Source organism: Pseudomonas sp. G1002, assembly GCF_013385455.1.
Taxonomy (GTDB): Bacteria; Pseudomonadota; Gammaproteobacteria; order Pseudomonadales; family Pseudomonadaceae; genus Aquipseudomonas.
In genome coordinates this window covers 1-21,540 of record NZ_JACAPY010000054.1, presented here as the reverse complement: position 1 = coordinate 21,540, position 21,540 = coordinate 1, and the positions used below count along the sequence as shown (strand labels likewise).

Sequence of the window (21,540 nt, the reverse complement as noted above, 5' to 3'; positions counted from 1 at the left end):
ACAGTTCCTTAAAACAGAATCACTGGCCCCACGAATCACGCAAGGTCACGGTACGGTTGAATACCGGAGCACCGGGTTTCGAGTCCTTGATATCCGCGCAGAAGTAACCTTCGCGCTCGAACTGGAAACGGTCTTCCGGCTGTGCGTCGCCAAGCGATGGCTCGGCACGACAACCCGTGAGAACTTGCAGCGAGTCAGGGTTGATGTTGTCCAGGAAACTGGCACTGTCTTCGGCCTTCTCGGGATTCGGCGAGCGGAACAGGCGATCGTACAGGCGCACTTCGCACTCGACGCTGGCCGCCGCCGGCACCCAGTGCACCACACCTTTGACCTTGCGGCCTTCCGGGTTCTTGCCCAGGGTGTCCGGGTCGTAGGAGCAACGCAGTTCGACGATGTTGCCATCGGCGTCCTTGATCGCTTCGTCGGCACGGATCACGTAGCTGCCGCGCAGGCGCACTTCGCCGTTCGGCTCCAGGCGCTTGTAGCCTTTTGGCGGCTCTTCCATGAAGTCATCGCGGTCGATGTAGATTTCACGGGCGAACGGCAGCTTGCGCACGCCGAGTTCTTCTTTCTGCGGATGACGTGGCAGTTCGAGGTTTTCGACCTGGCCTTCCGGGTAGTTGGTGATCACCACCTTCAACGGACGCAGCACGCACATGGCGCGCGGGGCGTTCGCGTCGAGGTCCTGACGGATGCTGAATTCGAGCATGCCGTAGTCGACCACGCCGTCGGAGCGGTTGGTGCCGACCATTTCGCAGAAATTGCGGATCGATGCCGGGGTGTAGCCACGGCGGCGGAAGCCCGACAGCGTCGACATGCGCGGGTCGTCCCAGCCAAACACGTGCTTTTCATCGACCAGTTGCTTGAGCTTGCGCTTGCTGGTGATGGTGTAGTTCAGGTTCAGGCGGCTGAACTCGTACTGACGCGGGTGCGCCGGTACCGGCAGGCTGTCCAGGAACCATTCGTACAGAGGACGGTGGCTTTCGAACTCCAGGGTGCAGATGGAGTGGGTGATGCCTTCGATGGCGTCAGACTGGCCGTGGGTGAAGTCGTAGTTCGGGTAGATGCACCACTTGTCACCGGTCTGGTGGTGATGGGCGTGGCGGATGCGGTACATGATCGGGTCGCGCAGGTTCATGTTCGGCGAGGCCATGTCGATCTTGGCACGCAGTACGCGGGCGCCGTCCGGGAACTCGCCGGCGCGCATGCGGTTGAACCAGTCCAGGTTCTCTTCAACCGAACGGTCGCGGAACGGGCTGTTCTTGCCCGGCTCGGTCAGGGTGCCACGGTATTCCTTGGCTTGCTCCGGGGTCAGGTCGTCTACGTAGGCCTTGCCGGCCTTGATCAACTCGACGGCCCAGTCGAACAACTGGTCGAAATACTTGGAGGCATAGCGCACTTCACCGGACCATTCGAAGCCCAGCCACTTGATGTCGCTCTCGATGGCGTCGATGTATTCCTGGTCTTCCTTGGCCGGGTTGGTGTCGTCGAAACGCAGGTGCGTGACGCCACCGAACTCCTGGGCCAGGCCGAAGTTCACACAGATCGACTTGGCGTGGCCGATGTGCAGGTAACCGTTGGGCTCAGGCGGGAAGCGGGTGACGATCTGCGTGTGCTTGCCCGAATCCAGGTCCGCCTGGATGATCGGGCGCAGGAAATTGACCGGGACGGCAGGTCCGGCCTTGGAATTCGAGGTAGGGTCGACAGTGGGCTTGCTCATAGGATCCTTGAACAGACGAAGTACTTGGCCGGGTGAGGCCGACAAACAAAGGGCTTATCATAGCCGATGCTGTCAAGGCCCTGACAGAGCGTGGCCAAAAACTGCTGCATTTATTGCACGGGCGGTAAAAAACCACCTCGAAATTCCCGCAGGTCACGCTAAACTGCGCGCCTTGGCTGCCGTTTTTGCCAAGCAGGTAAGGCGCAAAACGCCCAAACCCACGAATTCCTTGAAAGAGTAGTGAACATGACTCAAGTCAAACTGACCACCAACCACGGTGACATCGTCATCGAGCTGAACGCCGAGAAAGCGCCGATCACCGTCGCCAACTTCATCGAGTACGTTAAAGCCGGCCACTACGAAAACACTGTTTTCCACCGTGTCATCGGCAACTTCATGGTCCAGGGCGGCGGTTTCGAGCCGGGCATGAAAGAAAAGAAAGACAAGCGTCCCAGCATCCAGAACGAAGCGGACAACGGCCTTTCCAACGACAAGTACACCGTCGCCATGGCCCGTACCATGGAGCCGCATTCGGCCTCCGCGCAGTTCTTCATCAACGTCGCCGACAACACCTTCCTGAACCACAGCGGCAAGAACGTGCAGGGCTGGGGCTACGCGGTATTCGGTAAAGTCACCGAAGGCCAGGACGTTGTCGACAAGATCAAGGGTGTGCAAACCACCGGCAAGGCAGGTCACCAGGACGTTCCGGTAGAAGACGTTATCGTCGAGAAAGCCGAGATCGTTGAGTGATATTGCTGATTTCAGATTTGCATCTGGAAGAGGAGCGCCCGGACATAACCCGGGCGTTTCTGGATTTACTGCACGGCCGCGCCCGTTCTGCCCAGGCGTTGTACATTCTGGGGGACTTCTTTGAAGCCTGGATTGGCGACGATGGGATGACGCCCTTCCAGCGTTCGATTTGCCAGGCTCTGCGCGAGCTGAGCGACAGCGGCACCCAGATTTTCATCATGCATGGCAACCGGGATTTCCTGATCGGCAAGGCGTTCTGCAAAGCCGCAGGCGCAACCTTGCTCAAGGACCCGAGTGTGGTGCAACTCGCAGGCGAGCCCGTGCTGTTGATGCACGGCGACAGCCTGTGTACCCGCGACCTTGGCTATATGAAGCTGCGGCGCATCCTGCGTAACCCCATCACGCTGTTCATCCTGCGCCACCTGCCCTTGCGCACGCGGCACAAGCTGGCGCGCAAGCTGCGCAGTGAAAGCCGCGCGCAGACGCGAATGAAGACCAACGACATTGTCGATGTAACGCCTGAGGAAGTGCCGAGGGTGATGCAGCAGTTCGGCGTGCGTACGTTGGTGCATGGCCACACCCACCGCCCGGCGATTCACAAGTTGCAGATTGGCGAGCAAGCGGCCAAGCGCATTGTGCTGGGGGATTGGGACAAGCAAGGGTGGGCGTTGCAGGTGGATGAGCAAGGGTTTCAACTGGCGGCGTTTGACTTCGTCAACCCGCAGTTGGCACTGCCCGGCGCTTGACCCAGATCGTTCCCACGCTCTGCGCGGGAATGCATCCTGTGACGCTCTGCGTCACGACCATCAAAAGCGGACGCAGAGCGTCCAGAGCGGCGTTCCCACGCAGAGCGTGGGAACGATCATCAAAGCGGCATTCCCACGCGGAGCGTGGGAATGATCATGGATTGAGGCTTAGTGGCCAGAAGCCTCCGGCCCCGCCTTCGCTGCAAACGGCGGTTTCGCCAGCCATACAATCACGATCAACGCCATGAACATCCACCCCAGCAACGTGAAGTAATCCACGGTGGACATCATGTACGCCTGGCTCGTCAGTATCTGGTCCAACTGCGCATACGCCTTGTGCCCTGCCCCGCCGAGCGCCTGCAAGGCGTCCCGGGTGGCCGAGTCGTAGGTGGTCATGTTTTCGCTCATGTAGGCATGGTGCTGGTCCGCCCGGCGAATCCAGATCCAGGTGGTCAACGAGGCCGCAAAGCTGCCGCCCAGGGTCCGCAGGAAGGTCGCCAGGCCAGCGCCGTCGGCGATTTGCGCCGGCGGCAGGTCGGACATCAGGATGCTCAAGGTCGGCATGAAGAACAGCGCTACGCCGATCCCCATGAACAACTGCACCAGGGCGATGTGGGTGAAGTCCACTTCATTGGTAAACCCGGCACGCATGAAGCAACTCAAGCCAATCGCCAGGAACGCCAGGCCAGCCAGCAAGCGCAGGTCGAACTTGTGCGCGTACTTGCCCACAAATGGCGACATCAACACCGGCAGAATCCCGATCGGCGCCACCGCCAGGCCCGCCCAGGTGGCGGTGTAGCCCATCTGGGTTTGCAGCCATTGCGGCAGGATCAGGTTGATCCCGAAGAAACCCGCGTACCCGAGTACCAACACAATCGTGCCGATGCGAAAGTTGCGATAGGCGAACAGCCGCAGGTTGACCACCGGGTGCTCGTCGGTCATTTCCCAGATCACGAACACCGCCAGGGCGACAGCCGAGATCACCGCGCCGATGATGATGAAATTCGACTCGAACCAGTCCAGGTCGTTGCCCTTGTCGAGGATGATCTGCAAGGCGCCGACGCCGACGATCAGGCTGAGCAAGCCGACGTAGTCCATCGGCTGGTAGCTGGTGACCACCGGGCGTTTCTTCAGTTGCGAGCGCACCACCATCACGGCAAAGATGCCGATGGGTACGTTGATAAAGAAGATCCACGGCCAGCTGTAGCTGTCGGTAATCCAGCCGCCGAGGATCGGCCCGGCAATCGGCGCCACCACCGTGACCATCGCCAGCAACGCCAGGGCCATGCCACGCCTGGCGGGGGGATAGACCGCGATGAGCAGCGTCTGGGTCATCGGGTACAACGGGCCGGCAACCAGGCCTTGCAATACCCGAAAGCCGATCAACTCGGGCATCGAGGTGGAAATACCGCAGAGAAACGAGGCCAGCACAAACAGGATGGTGGCCCACAGAAACAGCTTCACCTCGCCGAAGCGACGGCTCAGCCAGCCGGTGAGCGGCAGCGCGATGGCGTTGCTCACGGCAAACGAGGTGATGACCCAGGTGCCCTGCTCCGAACTCACGCCGAGGTTGCCGGAAATCGTCGGCAGCGCCACGTTGGCGATGGTGGTGTCGAGCACCTGCATGAAGGTCGCCAGGGACAGGCCGATGGTGGCCATCAGCAAGCTGGGCGGCGTGAAGGAGGCGTTAGCGTTACTCATCGCGAATCCTGTGCAACATGATTGGCGCTACGGCCGCCGGGGCCGCAGCTGATGGATTGGCGAATCAGCGCTGGGCAGCCTTGGGAGCGGCGACGCTGTTGTCATGGATCAGTTGGGTGATCATCGCGTCGGCTTCGGCCAACTGGCGGTCGTAAACGTTGGTGGTGAACGACGCCTTCTGCGGCGCCTGCTGGGCCAGTACCGGGCCGCTCTGGTCGTGCAGGTCGACGTTGACCACGGTGGACAAGCCCACCCGCAGCGGGTGCTTGGCCAACTCATCGGCGTTCACATGGATACGCACCGGCACCCGTTGCACGATCTTGATCCAGTTACCGGTAGCGTTCTGCGCCGGCAGCAAGGCAAACGCGCTGCCCGTGCCCGCGCCGAGGCTGTCGACGGTACCGCTGAATTTCACGTCGCTGCCGTAGATGTCGGATTCGATATCCACCGGCTGGCCGATACGCATATTGCGCAGCTGGGTTTCCTTGAAGTTGGCGTCGATCCACAGTTGATCCAGCGGGATCACCGCCATCAGTGCAGTACCCGGCTGGACCCGCTGGCCCAATTGCACGGTACGCTTGGCCACATAGCCGGTCACCGGTGCGATCAGGGTGCTGCGGGCGTTGGTCAGGTAAGCCTGGCGCAACTGTGCGGCGGCAGCCTGCACGTCCGGGTGGGACGAAATCACCGTGTCATCCACCAGGGCGCTGCTGGTCTTGAACTGTTGCTGCACGTTGGCCAAGGCGTTTTGCGCCGAGGTCAGGTCGTCACGGGCGTGGGACAGTTCTTCCTGGGAAATCGCCCCGCCGGCAGCGAGGTTCTTGCGTCGGTTGTAGTTGTCCTGGGCCTTTTGCACGTTGGCTTGTTGCGCCAGCACCTGGGCTTTCATGCCATCGACGTTGCTGTACAAGCCACGCACCTGGCGCACGGTGCGGGCCAGGTTGGCCTGGGCACTTTGCAGGCCGACGGCCGCGTCGTTGGGGTCGAAGTTGATCAGCACCTGGCCTTCATGCACCAGGTCGCCGTCGTCAGCGCCGATGCTCACCACGGTGCCGGTCACCAGCGGGGTGATTTCCACCACGTTGCCGTTGACGTAGGCGTCGTCGGTGCTTTCGCTGAAGCGGCCATACAATTCGTACCAACCCCACACGCCCAGGGCGCCGAGGATGACGATCAGCGCCAGCACAAACAGCATGACTTTGCGTTTGCGCGGGTTGCTGTTGTTGGGTTGTTCAGCCTTGTTTGTTTCAGGAGCGTTGTTGCTGGTTTCGGCAGTGGCCATGACAAGTACCTTGAATTATTCAGTGCGCGTGGCTGGGGTGGTCGAGGCCACGTTATCGGCGTGGAAACCGCCGCCCAGGGCCTGCATCAGTTGAATCGAAAGATCGATTTGCTCGGCATTCAGGGTGGCCAACTGACGCTGGGCCTGGAGCAGTTGCTGTTCGATGCTGAGCACGTCCAGGTAATTGCCGATACCTGAGCTGTAACGCTGGACGCCGGTGTCGTAGGACTGCTGGGCAATGTCAGCGGCGTGTTGCTGGGCCTGGATCTGGCGGCCGGTCTCGCGCAATTGCGAGAGTGTGTTGCCGATATCGCCCAAGGCTTGCACCAGGGTTTTGTTGTACTGGGCCACGGCCAGGTCGTAGTCGGCGTCGCGAGCGTCGAGGTCGGCGCGCAGGCGGCCGCCGTCGAAGATCGGCAGCGAGACGGTCGGCGCAATGCTGAAGAAGCGGCTGGCCGAACCAAACATCGCATCCCCCAGCAACGACTCGGCCCCGGCGCTCGCGCTCAGGTTGAGGTTGGGGTAGAAACGGGTCTTGCTGGCCGCGATGTTCTTGCTCGCCGCCTCCACCCGCCAGCGTGCGGCGATCAGGTCCGGGCGACGGCCCACCAGCTCGGCAGGCAACACCGAAGGCACCGCAACCGCGCTCGGCTTGAGCACGTTGGGGCGTACCAGTTCGCTGCCACGGTCCGGGCCTTTGCCGAGCAACACCGCGAGGGCGATCTTCGCGCTCTGCAGTTGCTTTTCCGCATCGATCAGTTGCGACTGGGAGCTGGCTTCCAGGCTTTCGGTTTGCTGGTACTGGTACTGGCTGTCGATCCCGGAATTCAGGCGACGCTGGCCCAGGTCGAGCATCTGCCGGGTGCGCTTGAGGTCATCATTGGCCAGGTCACGCACGATATGGGCCTGGCCCAGGTCGCTGTAGGCCTTGGCGACGTTGGCCGCCAGGGTCAGGCGCGCGGCCTGTTGGTCGACTTCGGCAGCGCGGGCCTGGCCCAGCGCGGCTTCCCAGGCGGCGCGCTGGCCACCCCACAGGTCGAAGTTATAATTGAAGCTGGCACCGATGTTACGCACGGTGGCGTAGGCATCGCCCTGGCCCAACGGGTCCTGGTCCTTGGCCAGGCGCGAACGGCTGACACCGGCGCTGGCATCCAGGGTTGGCATGCGCTCGGCGTCGGCGGCATAGGCAGCGGCTTCGGCCTGGTGGGCACGGGCGCTGGCCACTTGCATGTCGGGGCTGTTCTGCAGGGCTTCCTGGATCAGGCCGTCGAGCTGTGGATCGCCAAGGCCTTTCCACCAGTCGGCGGTGGGCCAGGCAGCGGCGGACAGGGTCACGCCGCTGAGGGATTTGCCGGTTTGCAGGTTATTGGCTTCGAGGCGTTTGCCTTCTGTGTCCAAGCCGCTGAAATTGGCACAACCGGCCATAGTCATGGCCACCAGCACAAGGCTGAGGCCGGCACGCAAGGAGCGATTGTTCATGCACTACCTACCCGCTGGATGGTGATGGGGTCACCCGCAGCTATCAGAATTTTCTTCAGGATTTTTTCCAGGGTTTGCAATTCACCCGGCTCCAGCGCGCCCGCCAACTGGTTCAAGGCCTGGGCACCGATGTGCGGCAGCATGTCGGCCACGCGCTGGCCTTCGGCGGTCAGCACCAACTGCACCTGGCGCCGGTCCTGCTCGGAACGCTTGCGCGCCAGCAGGTCCTTTTGTTCCAGGCGGTCGAGCATGCGGGTCATGGAGCCGCTGTCCAACGACAGGTTGCGGCACAGCTCGGCCGGGGTGTCGACGCCGTACTGGGCCATGATGATCAACACCTTGAACTGCGCGGCCGTGATGCCGTGGGGTTCCATGTGGGTGTCGATGATCTTGTCTTTGAGCAGCGCAGCCCGGCCCAGCAGCAGGCCGAGGTGGCAGTTGTGGAAGTTTTCGGGGGTGAAGTGCTTCATCGTGACCAGCCTATTAACTGCCTAAGCAGTGAATGTGTGACACGATGTTACTGCCTAGGCAGCGAATGTCAAACGAATAGTTAGGTTGCTTGCTAATTAGCGGATAAATGGTGGGAGCCAGGCTCCCACCATTACCGTGGACGGATCAGAAATCGCGCTTGTAGAAAATATCCAGGGAGCTGGCCACGCCGCTGGCCACTTCCAGGTACACCTTCTTGCTCAGCAAATAGCGCAAGGCGATGGTGTTGGCCGGCTCGAACACCCCCACGCCATAACGCAGGCTGAGCTTCTCGGAGATCTTGCCGCTGGCCACCACGGCGGTGTTGTTGCCACTGCCCTGGGTGTCCAGTTCAAAGTCCTGGATGCCCAGGTTCTTGGCGATGTCCGACGTGACCCCGGCACTGCCCATCAACCCAAGACCCAGCGCCGCTTCGGCCAGCATGTTGTTGTCCTCACCGTTGGTGGTGCGCGAACGCCCCAACACCAGGTACGACAATGCATCCTCTTGGGCCATGGCCGGCTCCGAGAAAATTTGCGTAGTCGGCTGCTCGGCACTGCCGCTCAGACGAATACCGGCGGTGACGGTCCGGGACGGCTCGGTGGTGATCCGCACCGCTTCGATATCCAGGAACGGCTGGTCAATCGGCCCGGCAAACAACAATCGCGCGCGGCGCACAGTCAGGCGTTGGCCGTAGGCCCGGTAGCGGCCGTCGTTGAGCCACAGTTCGCCACGGGTGTCCATGTTGTCGCCGATGTGCACATGGCCTTGCAGGTTGGCGGTGAGGCCAAACCCGGCGAAGCTCAGCTTGTCCTTGCCTACCTCCACATCGATGTCCATCGCCATGGCCATCGGCGGCTTGCCCTCTTCGGTCTGGCTGCCGACGATCACCGTGTCATCCGAGACCTTGACCGTCGAGGGCGGCAATTCCCGCACGGTGATCTCGCCCTTGGGAATCTGCACCTTGCCGGAGATCGCCAGCTTGTCGTTCTTCATGCTGATCTTCAGGTCGGGCGCCACCTCCAGGGCCGCGTACGGTTCCACGGTGACCGGCAGTTGCGTGCCTTGCAGCGCGATATCCACCGCCAGGGCCTGGCCCCAGTCGATCTGCCCCTTGATAGTGCCCTGCCCGGCCTTGCCGCTGCGCCAGCCGCCATTGAGCTGCACGCTTTCGCCGGCAATCAACGCTTGGATATTCAGGCCTTCAATGCTGGTGGGCAGTTCCGGGCCGGAGATTTCCCCCCCCACCAGGTTGATGCTGCCGTTGACCTGAGGCGCCAGCAGGCTGCCGGCGATTCGCCCGTTACCGTTGAGCTTGCCGTTGAGCTTCTCGACCATGGGTACAAAGGGGCGGGCCACCGCGAGGTCGAGGCCGGTCAGGGTGAAGTTGCCGGTGATCGGCTTGTTCTTTGCCAGCGGATTGAGCTGCGCCTGCAACAGCAACTCGCCGAGCTTGCCGCCACGGAAATTGAGCTGGGTGTCGATGCGCGTGGGGTTGAGGGTGGTTTCCAGCTTCAGCGTGTCGTAGGGGAAATCCAGCCACTGGTCCTTGTCCTTGACCCGCAGGGTACCGCCGCTGGCGTCCACCGAGACCACGCCTTTGGGGCCGCTGGCCGGCAGGTCGAGCTGCACGTCGGCATTGAGCTTGCCCTGCCAGGCGAAATCCTTGGGCAACCACTGCGCCAGGCTGTCGATTGGGAACTGCTTGAGGTGATAACGCAGCTTCGGCTCGGGCATCAGGCGCTGGTCTTCGCCGCACAGGCTCGCCGGGCCGGAGACCCAGCAGTGCGCCGCAAAGGTCAGCTTGCCATCGGCCAGGCGCTCGATCTTCGCCGGCGCTTGCAGCTTCCAGTCCTGGCCACCGGCTTGCACATCGCCGCTGGCCAGGCGCCCGCGCCAGTTGCCTTTGTCGAGGTTGCCGTCCAGGGCCAGGGCCAGCTTGAGCAACGGGCCGGCCAGGTCGAGCTGGACTTTCTGGCTTTTGATATCGCCCTGGGCGCTGGCACTGAAGGTGCCGAGCTGGGTTTCACCGGCCTGGATGCCACTGCCTTTCAGGTCGACTTTGGCGCGCTGGGCATTATCCAGGTTCGCGTCCAGGGTCAGGTTTTGCAGGCGGTTATCTTCAAACGCCAGTTGCTGGCCAACCAGGTTGAGCTTGCCTTGCGGCGCTTTCAGGGTGCCGGCGACGTCGAGGCGACCATTCATCTGCCCGCGCAGTTGCGGCCAGAGCTGGGCGAGGCGCGTCAGCTTGATGTCGATCTGCCCGGCAAGGCGCTGTTGCAGGCTGCCGCTGCCATAGATGCGGTTGTCGCCGAGGCGAATGTCCAGGGTGCCGAGGGTCCATTGCTCGCCTGCGCCTTCGGCCTTGGCCTGGAGCACGGCAGGTTGGCCACGCAGACGGCCCTTGAGGTCGAGGTCGGCATTGAGCTTGAGTTGCTCGTTCTTCATTTCGCCCTTGCTGCGCAACGGGCCCGCGAGGGTGCCGGGCAACTCCGCGACCCAATACGCCGGGTTGATCGCCGACAGGTCCAGCGCCGTGTCCCAGGCGATGCCATCGGCAAATTGCAGGTTCAGGTGGCCTTCGGCCTTGCCCTGACCAGCCGCGAGTTTCAACTCGGGGAGGAACACTTGCTTGAGGTCGCCACTGAACGGGCTGGCCAGGCTGAACTTGCCCGCAGGGCCGTCGAGGTCGGCCTTGAAGTTGCCCAGATAGTTGCCGTCCTTGTAGGAAACTTCACCATTGAAGGTACGCAAGGCCACCTGGGGTTCGTCGATCACGGGGTACAGGCGATGCCACGGGAAATCCAGCCAGTCGATTTTCGCGTCGGCGCTGAAGCCTTGCTGCCAGTCCAGATTGGCACTGAGCTTGAGGCTTTGTTTGTCACCGGCATTCAAATCCAGCCCGGCGATCTGCGCGCCCTTGGCGTCGACCTTGCCTTGCAGCAGCAGGTCCACCGGGCCTTTTTCCGCGGGCAGTACGGCTTTGCCCAGCAACTGGTAACCGTTGCTCAGGTCGCCCTTGGCGGTCAGGTCCAGCTGATTGAGTTGCAGGGTATCGGGCAAATCGGCGCTGGGTTTGAAGCCGTCGGCGGTGATGTGCAACTGCGCCGGCAGGTTTTCCACCAGCGGTTGCAATTCGCCGCTGAGCTTGGCCGGCAGGTAGCCGCTGCTGTCGGCGTCGAGCTTGAGGGTCTTGAGCAAATCGCCATCGACCTTGAGCGCCAGCGTCCAGGGCGCACCGCCCGGCGCGTAAGGCAGGCTCAGGTTGCCGCTGGCGGCCAGCGGCCAATTGCCGGTGGGTTGCAGCAGGCCGGACAGGTCAAGGACCAAACCGTCCCGTTGCAGGTGCACCGAATCGATCTGCATCCCGGCGGCAGTCCAGTGCGCCGCCAGCTGCAGGCCCTGGAGCTCTTCGCTGCCATTGAACAGCAGGCTGCCAACGCGGATGTCACCCAACTGAAGGGCGACCGGCAGTTTCAGGTCCGGCAGGGTAATCGGGCCGCTGCTTTCTTCGGTGCCGGGTGGAAATTGCAGGCTCACCTGCTCCACATCCAGTTGGTTGATGCACAAGGTCATGCGCATCAAACAGGCCGGCGACCAGTCGAACTTTGGCGACTGAAGCTCCACGCGGCTGCTGTCCTGCTGCCATAACAGATGGTCGGCACTCCACTGCCCGCCCAGGCGACCCTGGAAATTCTCCACGGTCAAACCCGGCACCTGGCCCAGCACCCACCGGCTGCCGGCTTGGGTACCCAGCACCGTCCACAGTGCCAGCACTATCACCGCGAGGACCGCCAGAATGGCCAGCCCCGCTATTTTCAAACCACGCATCACAGCTCAGGCCCCATGGAAAAGTGCAAACGAATGCCGCCCGGATCTTCGAGGGCATGGGCCAGGTCGAGGCGGATCGGGCCAACCGGCGACACCCAGCGCACACCCACACCCACGCCGGTTTTCAGGCTTGGCATTTCCAGGGTGTTGAACGAGTTGCCTTGGTCGATAAAGGTCGCGATCCGCCATTTTTCGGCGATGGAATATTGGTACTCGGCGCTCAGGGCCACCATGTAGCGGCCGCCGATGCGGTCGCCACGATCGTTTTCCGGGGACAGGGTCTGGTACTCGTAACCCCGTACGCTCTGGTCGCCACCGGCAAAAAAGCGCAACGACGGCGGCACGGATTTGTAGCCGTTGGTGGCACTGCCGCCAAACTGCGCCCGGGCCAGGAAACGGTGGTTGTCCCACAGGGTTGTCAAGCCCTTGATGGTCGCCGTGCCGTAAAGCAGGTTGGTGTCGGAACCCAGGCCTTCCTTGGCGACCTTGGCGTCGAACAGCAGGCGATAGCCATTGTGCGGGTCGATGCGGTTGTCGCTGCGCAGGTAGGAATAACTGATGCCCGGCATCAGCAGCGTACTCAGGCCCGAGTCGTTGCCCAGGCGATACTCTTCGCGCTGCCATTTGAGCGAGATCACCCGCGTCCAGCCGCTGGGCAACTTGCTGTGCCACTCGGGGCCGAGGGTGAGCAGTTTACTCAGGGTGTCGGTGTTGGCGATTTCTTCATTCTGGTAACCGCCGGCAAAGCGAAGTTTGTCGGTCAGTGGCGGGTCCATGGGAATGTCGTACCACAACCCGACGTTCTGCCGAGGCGCGGAAAGCTCGGCTTCCCAGCCATAACTGTGGCCCTGGGGGTTGACCCAGTGGCGCGTCCAGTTGGCCTTGCCCCGCGGGCCGACGTCGGTCGAGTAACCGAGGCCCAGGCCCATGGTGCGCGGCTTGCGGGTTTCAAGTTGCACGGCCACCGGGATCACGTCATTGGTCGAAGCGGCCGGGGCAGCGTCCACCCGCACGCCCTCGAAAAAGCCGCTGGATTGCAGGTTCTGGTTGAGTTCGGCGATCAGTTCGGAGTCGTAAGGCGCGCCGCTCTTGAACGGCACCATGCGTTGCAGCAGGTCTTCATCAAACGGCGTATCGCCGGCAAAGCTGACCTTGCCCAAGGTGTAGCGTGGGCCACTGTCATAAATCAGTTCGATATCGGCCACACCCGCCTTGGGGTCGACCGAGAGTTTCTGACTGGTAAAGCGCCCGCTGAAAAAGCCGTAGCGTGACGCCTGGTTCTGGATGACGCGCTTGGCGTCTTCGTAGTTGCCGTGGTTGAGCACGGCGCCGGATTTGAGTTGGTCGCTGGCGGGCACGCGAAAGGCCTTGAGGTCGGCGGCCTGGCCGTCGACCCGAATGGTCACATTGCGCAAATGCACCGGTTCGCCGGGGTCGATGGTGAGGATCAGGCGCGGGTTCTTGCCGCCCTTCACATCGCTGGCAATCTGCGGTTGGTAGTAGCCCAGCGCCTGGGCGGCCTTGCGGGCCTGCTCCTCGGCGCCACGGCTGAACCGCAGCAGGGCTTCTTCGTCACGATCGCCGACCCCGCCGATATAGCCTTCGATGTTGGCTTTCAACGCGTCGTTTGAAGGCTTGATGCGCACATCCAATTCGCTTTGCGCCAAGGCGCCGCAGCTCGTGAACAGCAGAATCAAGCCGCTGGTAAATCTTCCTGGAAACTTCATAGGCCGGGATGCTACACGAGCTTGGGAGCGAGTTAGAACCCGGATTTGTCTGAATAATTCTGTCTTAAACCGTTGCAGCCTGTAACACCTGCGGATTTGCGTGAAAGAACACGTGCTCCAGAACAGGTCCTACAGCCACCTCGCCAATCTCTTCATACCCCTGGCGCTTATAGAACTCCAGATAGCGAGAATTCCCCGTGTCCAGCACCACGCCCGAGGAATGCGGGTCTTCGGCACACCAGTTATGCACCGCTTCCAGCAGTTGCTCACCGTAGTGCTTGCCCTGGAATTGCGGGTGAATCCCCAGCAATGGCAGCACATGCACCGAGTCCGAGGGCAGGCATGCCAGCACCGCCTGATGGTATTCCAGGTAACGCCGGGTACCGCGCACGCCGGTACTCAGCCACATGCGCAACTGCCAGGCCCAGCTTTCGGTGATGCCCAGGCGGCGGGTCGGTGGCGCGATCAGGGCGATGCCGATCAGCCGGTCGTTGACCAACAGGCCAATCGCCGGGAGTTTCTGGAAGAAGTGCTGTTTGACCAGCTCACGCACCGTGGCGCGCACCCGCTGTTCGTAGCCGGGACGTTCGGCTTCGAAGATGTAGGCGAACGTCGGCTCATGGCGATAGGCCTGGTACAACAGCGAACGGGCTTCGCGGGAGTAGCCGCTGTCGAGCATGTGGATCTGGGCGATGGCAGTCGAGGTGTCAGGCATAACAGTGAATCTCCCCTGGGCGCTGACTCAAAAGGTCGCGCTCTTGTTATTACGAACGTCTGCGGCACTGTTTCGTTCAGTGTAGCCACCGGACGCCGCTTCGTAGCCCAACGCAGCCTTGTGCCTCGGCAGCTGCTACAAGGCTGGCTCCCGTCCTACATTGTCGGCTAGCATCGCCCTTTTGCCAGACTGGACCGCCGACCATGAAAATCGTGTCTTTCAATATCAACGGGCTGCGCGCCCGCCCTCATCAGCTGGCGGCACTGATCGAGAAACACCAGCCGGACGTGATCGGCCTGCAGGAAACCAAGGTCCACGACGACCAGTTCCCGCTGGATGAGATCAAGGCCCTCGGCTATCACGTGTATTACCACGGGCAGAAAGGCCACTACGGTGTTGCCCTGCTCTCGCGCCAGGAACCGCTGGCGCTGCACAAAGGCTTTGCCAGTGACGAAGAAGACGCCCAGCGCCGGTTTATCTGGGGCACCTTCGCCGACGCCAACGGCAACCCGATTACCATCATGAACGGCTATTTCCCACAGGGCGAAAGCCGCGACCACCCCACCAAGTTCCCGGCCAAGCAGCGCTTCTACGAGGACCTGCAAACCCTCCTGGAGTCGCAGTTCAGCAATGAACAGGCCGTGGTGGTAATGGGGGATGTGAATATTTCCCCGGAAGACTGCGACATCGGCATCGGTGCCGACAACGCCAAGCGCTGGCTGAAGACCGGCAAGTGCAGCTTCCTGCCGGAAGAACGCGAGTGGATGGCCCGCCTTAAGAACTGGGGCCTGGTGGACAGCTTCCGCCACCTCAACCCGGATGTGGCAGACCGCTTCAGCTGGTTCGATTACCGCAGCCGTGGTTTTGAAGACGAGCCAAAGCGCGGGCTGCGGATCGACGTGATCCTGGCTTCCCAAGGGCTGCTGCCTCGGGTGAAGGATGCCGGTGTGGATTACGACCTGCGCGGCATGGAAAAACCCTCCGATCATGCACCGATCTGGCTGGAATTGAGCTGATTTCTTAACAGCAGCGCCGTTAAATGTGGGAGCGGGCTTGCTCGCGAATACGGTGTGTCAGTCACCGGATACGTCGACTGACACACCGTATTCGCGAGCAAGCCCGCTCCCACACTTTTTGACGGCGTGATGCCGGTCATATTGCTGAAACCTCTCTGACTTAATCTCGCGGCACTCCCTTTGGCTTGAGAAGGTGCCGGCATGATGCTGCGCGTTCTATCCCTGCTGGCCCTGCTCAGCGCATTTCCCCTCGCCGCTTTTTCCACCCCACTGCCCTTCCCCGAACATGGCCCGGCCTTGCGCATCCAGGGTTCCAACACCATCGGCGCGGCGCTTGGCCCGGCGCTGGTCAAGGGGCTGATGGAGCAACAGGGGTTGCAAGCGGTGCACAGCGAGCCATCTGACCAGGCCAACGAACAGCACATCGTCGGCAAGACTCGCCAGGGCCAGAAGGTGACGGTGGAAGTGGCGGCCCATGGTTCCAGCACCGGGTTCGCAGCCCTGAAAAACGCCAGCGCCGACCTCGCGGCGTCTTCCCGGCCGATCAAGGACAGCGAACTGGTGGACCTCGAAGCCCTCGGCGACCTGAAAAGCCCCGACGCCGAACAGGTCATCGCCATTGACGGGCTGGCGATCATCCTCAACCCACGCAACCCGTTGGGGACGCTGAACACCGCGCAACTGGCGCAGATCTTCAGCGGCGAAGTCTCGACCTGGGAACAACTGGGCGGCATCGGTGGCCAGATTCACCTGTACGCGCGGGATGATCAATCCGGCACCTATGACACCTTCAAGGAACTGGTGCTCAGCCGGCGCGGCAAGTCGTTGGATGGCAGCGCCAAGCGCTTCGAATCCAGCGAGCAGTTGTCGGATGCTGTCAGCCATGACCCCCAGGGCATCGGTTTTATCGGATTGCCCTATGTGCGCCAGGCCAAGGCGGTGGCCATCGTCGATGGCGACTCGCAGCCGATGCTGCCGCTGAACAGTTTGATCGCCACCGAGGACTACCCACTGTCACGCCGGTTGTTCTTCTACCTGCCACCTGTTGCACAAAACCCCTGGGCCAAGGCCCTGGTGGACTTTGCACAAAGCAGCAAGGGCCAAGCGATCGTCGCCGCCAACGGTTTTATCGCACAGCAGGTGCAGGCCATGGCGGTGGAACCACGGGCGCCGATGCCCGGGGATTACCAGGCGATTGCCCGACAAGCGCAGCGCCTGACGGTGAATTTCCGGTTTGAGGAAGGCAGTGCCAGCCTCGACAACAAGGCGCGCCAGGACCTGATGCGGGTAGTGGCTTATATAAAGAGCCACGGCAAGCTGGACAAGCAGGTGACACTGGTGGGGTTTGGGGATGCCAAGAGTGATGCGCAGCGGGCGGCGCTATTGTCGAAGTTGCGGGCGATGGCGGTGCGCCGGGAACTGGTTAAAAGCGGCGTGGTGCTGAGGGACATTCAGGGGTTCGGTGCCGAGATGCCGGTGGCGGCAAATACGGCAGATGAGGGACGGATCAAGAATCGGCGGGTAGAGGTTTGGGTGTATTGAGGACGCGGAGCGTCCGGGGCAGCATTCCCACGCAGAGCGTGGGAACGATCAACTGGCCTCATCGCGGCAAGCCCGGCTCCCACAGTTGACTGCATTCCCCTGTGGGAGCTGGCTTGCCTGCGATGAAGACACCTCGGTTTTACTGCCCGCTGCGCATCATTTCCCGCGGCACATACTTGCCGATCTCGAACTTGCCGATTGCTGCGCGGTGCACTTCGTCCGGGCCATCGGCCAGGCGCAGGGTGCGCTGCATGGCGTACATGTAGGCCAGCGGGAAGTCATTGGATACGCCGGCGCCACCGTGGATCTGGATAGCGCGATCGATCACCCTCAACGCCACGTTCGGCGCCACCACCTTGATCTGGGCGATTTCGCTTTTCGCGACCTTGTTGCCCACGGTGTCCATCATGTAGGCAGCTTTCAGGGTCAGCAGGCGCGCCATGTCGATTTCCATCCGCGAGTCGGCGATCTTGTCGATATTGCCACCCAGGCGGGCCAGCGGCTTGCCGAAGGCGGTACGGCTGACGGAACGCTTGCACATCAGTTCCAGCGCGCGCTCGGCCATGCCGATGGAACGCATGCAGTGGTGAATACGGCCCGGACCAAGGCGCCCCTGGGCAATTTCAAAGCCCCGGCCTTCGCCCAGCAGGACGTTTTCATACGGCACGCGGACGTTTTCAAACAGCACTTCGGCGTGGCCATGGGGTGCGTCGTCGTAGCCGAACACCGGCAGCGGGCGCACGATCTTCACACCGGGCGCATCCACTGGTACCAGGATCATCGAGTGCTGCTGGTGACGCGGCGCATCCGGGTTGCTCAGACCCATGAAGATCAGGATCTTGCAGCGCGGGTCACAGGCGCCGGAGGTCCACCATTTTTTACCGTTGATCACCCACTCGTCGCCGTCGCGTTCTGCACGGGCGGCCATGTTGGTGGCGTCGGAGGAAGCCACGTCCGGCTCGGTCATGGCAAATGCCGAGCGGATTTCGCCGCGCAGCAGCGGTTCGAGCCAGCGCTGTTTTTGCTCTTCGTTGGCGTAGCGCACCAGCACTTCCATGTTGCCGGTATCCGGTGCCGAGCAGTTGAAAGGCTCCGGCCCCAGCAAGGAGCGGCCCATGATTTCGGCCAGGGGTGCGTATTCCAGGTTGGTGAGGCCGGCGCCCAATTCGGATTCAGGCAGGAACAGGTTCCACAGGCCTTCGGCTTTAGCCTTGAGCTTCAACTCTTCCATGATGGCGGTGGGCTGCCAGCGGTCACCTTCGGCAACCTGGCGTTCGAACACAGGCTCGGCCGGGTAAACGTAGGCATCCATGAACGCGGTGACGCGTTCACGCAGTTCCTGAACCTTGGGCGAATAGGCGAAATCCATGGGCAGCACCTTCTCAATGGAGGTTGTTGAGGTCATGAATCGATGCTAGAACAGCGTTGATAATTTACCTAGCCTATTCTCGGCGTGTATTAACATTCATCACCGATATATGATCGGCGTATGGACACCTAACAATAAGAGCGCAGCGAAATGAATCTGAGCAAGGTCGACCTCAACCTCTTCATCGTCTTTGACGCGATCTACACCGAAGCCAACCTGACCCGCGCCGGGCAGATTGTCGGGATTACTCAACCTGCGGTGTCGAACGCTCTGGCCCGCCTGCGGGAGACCTTCAACGACCCGCTGTTCGTGCGCACAGCCCAAGGCATGGTGCCCACGCCCATGGCCCAGAACATCATTGGCCCGGTGCGTAATGCGCTGTCGCTGCTGCGGGTGTCGGTACAGGAAAGCCGGATCTTCAACCCGCAACAGGCGGCCAAGACCTACCGCATCAGCATGACCGATCTCACCGAAGCAGTGATTCTGCCGCCGCTGTTCCAGCGCCTGCGCCGCCTGGCACCGACGGTGGTAATCGAGAGCTTCCTGTCCAAGCGCCGGGAAACCACCAAGGAACTGGCGGCCGGTCGCCTGGACTTTGCCGTGGATGCGCCGCTCAACACCGACCCGCAAGTGCGCCACGTCAAGCTCATGGAGGACCGCTACGTGTGCGCCATGCGCAAGGGCCATCCGATGGCGGGCAAGGACAAACTGACGCTGGATGACTACCTGTCGCTGACCCACATTCATATCTCCAGCCGGCGCAACGGCCTGGGCCATGTCGACCTGGCGCTGGGCAAGATGGGCCTGCAACGCAAGATCGCCCTGCGCTCCCAGCACTACCTGATGGCCTCGCAGGTGCTGCAACAGACCGACATGGTAATGACCGTGCCGGAGCGCTTCGCACGGCGCCATGAACTGCACTGGTTCAACCTGCCGGTGAATGATGTGCCGATGGTGGAAACCCATCTTTACTGGCATGAAAGCACCGACCAGGATCCGGCCAACCGCTGGATGCGCGAGCAGATGATCGAGTTGTGCCAGCAGGTGACGGCCCATGAGAAGAAGCTGGACAAACTGTAGGAGCGAGCTTGACGTTAACGTCAACCAGCCATTAGCTTAACGCTCAAGACACTCCTTGAGCGCCCTCATGAGCACGACCTACAGCATCTCCGACCTCGCCCGCGAGCTCGACATCACCACCCGCGCCATTCGCTTCTATGAAGAACAAGGCCTGCTGTCCCCGGAACGCCGGGGCCAGGAGCGCATTTATTCGCCCCGCGACAAAGTCAGCCTGAAGCTGATCCTGAGGGGCAAGCGCATCGGTTTTTCCCTGGCCGAGTGCCGGGAACTGATCGAACTCTACGACCCTACCAGCGGCAACCAGAAACAGCTGCACAGCATGCTGGCGAAAATCGCCGAGCGCCGCGAGCAGCTGGAACAACAGTTGCTCGACATCGAACAGATGAAGCTCGAACTGGACACCGCCGAAGAGCGTTGCACCCAGGCGCTGGAACAGACCATTCAGGGCCAGGTTGGCCATTCATAAAAGGTAGCTGCCATGTCCCTCCCCTCTCATGTGCGCCTGGTGGAAGTGGGCCCCCGCGACGGCCTGCAGAATGAAGCGCAACCCATCAGCGTCGCCGACAAGGTGCAATTGGTGGACGCCCTGAGTGCCGCCGGCCTGGGTTACATCGAAGTCGGCAGTTTTGTGTCGCCCAAATGGGTACCGCAGATGGCCGGGTCGGCCGAGGTGTTTGCGCAGATCCAGCGCAAGCCGGGCGTGACCTATGGCGCGCTGGCGCCAAACCTGCGGGGTTTTGAAGATGCACTGGCGGCGGGCGTGAAAGAAGTGGCCGTATTTGCGGCGGCTTCCGAGGCGTTTTCCCAGCGCAATATCAACTGCTCCATCAGCGAAAGCCTGGAACGCTTCGTGCCGATCATGGACGCGGCCAGGCAGCATGGTGTGAGTGTGCGGGGTTATGTGTCGTGTGTGTTGGGGTGCCCTTATGAAGGTCAGGTCTCGCCGGAACAGGTCGCGGCAGTCGCTCGCGAGCTGTTCGCAATGGGCTGCTATGAGGTGTCCCTGGGCGACACGATTGGCACCGGCACTGCAGGCGCAACACGCCGGATGTTCGAGGTGGTCGGCGCGCAGGTGCCACGGGACAAGCTGGCCGGGCACTTCCATGACACCTATGGCCAGGCCATCGCCAATATCTACGCCAGCCTTGAGGAAGGTATCCAGGTGTTCGACAGCTCTATTGCGGGCCTCGGCGGGTGCCCCTATGCCAAGGGGGCCAGCGGTAACGTTGCCACTGAAGATGTGTTGTACCTGCTCAATGGCTTGGGCATCGAGACGGGTATCGACATGGACAAGCTGATTCTGGCGGGTCAGCAGATTTGTACGGTACTCGGCCGCCCCACCGGTTCGTGCGTGGCGAAGGCTCGCAGTGCCGGTTGAGTAGTGCGCTTGTGACGATGTGTTACCTCGCGGCTACACATCGGGTAACACGGGAACATATTTTGTCGCATTTCCTGAAGGAAATTTCTCGCCAAAAAATCAAGGCATTGATTTTAAAGGACTTTATAAAGTTGGCACGGCTTCTGCTATCTCTATTGCATAACAAGAATAAAAAGCACCAAACCTAATAAAAATAAGACGTAACGACTCTGACATAACAAAAACAACACGGCAGAGACGCAGCTAACAGATTTTTTTGGAGAAGATGTGCTTCGCAGGGTACGGCTTGCCGAAACCCGCAACCGGATAGAGAAGAACAAAAAACTACCTCAAGGTAGCTACCCACTGGTTGGATCGCGTGCGAAGAAGCAGATCAGCGCTCAAAAAAATACGTTTGCTCTTGACCCCGGATGGGGGTCGCCAAAAACAGCGGTAAAGGGCCACGGTTGCCAAAAACAACAATAGACCGCCCCTCAATAATAAAAAAAGAGCACGCAACGACAAATTAAAGGGGACCTTCGGGTCCCCTTTGTGCTTTCTCGGGGAAGGTGATTTGCGTGTATATCCGTTTTTTGGGTGATGGCTGAGATTGGTTCCGCTCTTACAGCGGCTCACTTTTGAAAAGCGCAAAAGTAAGCAAAACGCTCTTGCCCCACCACTCGGCTCCTCGCTTAGGCTCGGAGTGCCCTCACTCCGGCTTTGGACCGTGGGCCGCCGTCATGGGCCATCCCTGGCC

16 protein-coding genes are annotated in these 21,540 nt (G+C 61.4%); 7 read left to right on the top strand and 9 right to left on the bottom strand.

The features are described from left to right. Positions 1-19: 19 nt before the first annotated feature. Positions 20-1,720, bottom strand: a complete 1,701-nt coding sequence (locus HX801_RS29935) for a glutamine--tRNA ligase/YqeY domain fusion protein (RefSeq protein WP_008432425.1) — start codon at positions 1,718-1,720, stop codon at positions 20-22. Positions 1,721-1,966: 246 nt separating this feature from the next. On the opposite strand from HX801_RS29935, the gene HX801_RS29930 reads away from it, so the two are divergent. Next, positions 1,967-2,470 carry a peptidylprolyl isomerase gene (locus tag HX801_RS29930; RefSeq protein ID WP_003211783.1) on the top strand — a complete coding sequence of 168 codons (504 nt, stop codon included), beginning with the start codon at positions 1,967-1,969 and terminating at the stop codon, positions 2,468-2,470. Continuing rightward, positions 2,467-3,216 carry a UDP-2,3-diacylglucosamine diphosphatase gene (gene lpxH / locus HX801_RS29925; protein WP_003211785.1) on the top strand — a complete coding sequence of 250 codons (750 nt, stop codon included), beginning with the start codon at positions 2,467-2,469 and terminating at the stop codon, positions 3,214-3,216. The genes HX801_RS29930 and lpxH overlap by 4 nt, the downstream gene beginning before the upstream one ends. 168 nt (positions 3,217-3,384) lie before the next feature. On the opposite strand, the gene HX801_RS29920 is transcribed toward lpxH, so the two are convergent. The 7 genes from HX801_RS29920 to HX801_RS29890 all read right to left on the bottom strand — a co-directional run bounded on the left by HX801_RS29920 (position 3,385) and on the right by HX801_RS29890 (position 14,419). Next, a complete protein-coding gene (locus tag HX801_RS29920; RefSeq protein WP_003211786.1) occupies positions 3,385-4,917 on the bottom strand; it encodes a DHA2 family efflux MFS transporter permease subunit in 1,533 nt (510 codons plus the stop codon). A 64-nt stretch (positions 4,918-4,981) separates the two neighbouring features. Next, a complete protein-coding gene (locus HX801_RS29915; protein ID WP_087694799.1) occupies positions 4,982-6,199 on the bottom strand; it encodes an efflux RND transporter periplasmic adaptor subunit in 1,218 nt (405 codons plus the stop codon). A 15-nt stretch (positions 6,200-6,214) separates the two neighbouring features. Beyond that, entirely contained in the window at positions 6,215-7,678 is a 1,464-nt protein-coding gene (locus tag HX801_RS29910; protein WP_087694798.1) for an efflux transporter outer membrane subunit, read from the bottom strand. Beyond that, positions 7,675-8,148 carry a MarR family winged helix-turn-helix transcriptional regulator gene (locus tag HX801_RS29905; RefSeq protein ID WP_003211792.1) on the bottom strand — a complete coding sequence of 158 codons (474 nt, stop codon included), beginning with the start codon at positions 8,146-8,148 and terminating at the stop codon, positions 7,675-7,677. Before HX801_RS29905 ends, HX801_RS29910 begins: the two co-directional genes overlap by 4 nt. A gap of 145 nt (positions 8,149-8,293) precedes the next feature. After that, positions 8,294-11,977 (bottom strand): translocation/assembly module TamB domain-containing protein, encoded by a 3,684-nt coding sequence (locus HX801_RS29900; protein ID WP_177023294.1) that lies wholly within the window; start codon positions 11,975-11,977, stop codon positions 8,294-8,296. Beyond that, entirely contained in the window at positions 11,977-13,704 is a 1,728-nt protein-coding gene (locus tag HX801_RS29895; protein WP_023658973.1) for an autotransporter assembly complex family protein, read from the bottom strand. Before HX801_RS29895 ends, HX801_RS29900 begins: the two co-directional genes overlap by 1 nt. Positions 13,705-13,768: 64 nt before the next feature. Then, positions 13,769-14,419 (bottom strand): N-acetyltransferase, encoded by a 651-nt coding sequence (locus tag HX801_RS29890; protein WP_003211798.1) that lies wholly within the window; start codon positions 14,417-14,419, stop codon positions 13,769-13,771. Positions 14,420-14,622: 203 nt separating this feature from the next. On the opposite strand from HX801_RS29890, the gene xthA reads away from it, so the two are divergent. Both xthA and HX801_RS29880 read left to right on the top strand, forming a co-directional pair. After that, positions 14,623-15,435: an exodeoxyribonuclease III gene (xthA, locus tag HX801_RS29885; RefSeq protein WP_102369515.1), complete on the top strand. Its 813-nt coding sequence runs from the start codon at positions 14,623-14,625 to the stop codon at positions 15,433-15,435. A gap of 201 nt (positions 15,436-15,636) precedes the next feature. Further along, positions 15,637-16,977, top strand: coding sequence for a substrate-binding domain-containing protein (locus tag HX801_RS29880; RefSeq protein ID WP_003211801.1), 1,341 nt, complete (start codon positions 15,637-15,639; stop codon positions 16,975-16,977). Between the two features lie 139 nt (positions 16,978-17,116). On the opposite strand, the gene HX801_RS29875 is transcribed toward HX801_RS29880, so the two are convergent. Continuing rightward, positions 17,117-18,346 (bottom strand): acyl-CoA dehydrogenase, encoded by a 1,230-nt coding sequence (locus HX801_RS29875; RefSeq protein WP_003211803.1) that lies wholly within the window; start codon positions 18,344-18,346, stop codon positions 17,117-17,119. Between the two features lie 150 nt (positions 18,347-18,496). Between HX801_RS29875 and HX801_RS29870 the strand changes: the two genes are divergently transcribed. The 3 genes from HX801_RS29870 to HX801_RS29860 all read left to right on the top strand — a co-directional run bounded on the left by HX801_RS29870 (position 18,497) and on the right by HX801_RS29860 (position 20,804). Continuing rightward, on the top strand, positions 18,497-19,426 hold the full coding sequence (locus tag HX801_RS29870; protein WP_003211805.1) for a LysR family transcriptional regulator: 930 nt from the start codon (positions 18,497-18,499) through the stop codon (positions 19,424-19,426). A gap of 67 nt (positions 19,427-19,493) precedes the next feature. Then, positions 19,494-19,892, top strand: a complete 399-nt coding sequence (locus HX801_RS29865; protein ID WP_003211806.1) for a MerR family DNA-binding transcriptional regulator — start codon at positions 19,494-19,496, stop codon at positions 19,890-19,892. A 12-nt stretch (positions 19,893-19,904) separates the two neighbouring features. Next, positions 19,905-20,804 (top strand): hydroxymethylglutaryl-CoA lyase, encoded by a 900-nt coding sequence (locus tag HX801_RS29860; RefSeq protein ID WP_177023293.1) that lies wholly within the window; start codon positions 19,905-19,907, stop codon positions 20,802-20,804. The last annotated feature ends 736 nt before the right edge of the window (positions 20,805-21,540 follow it).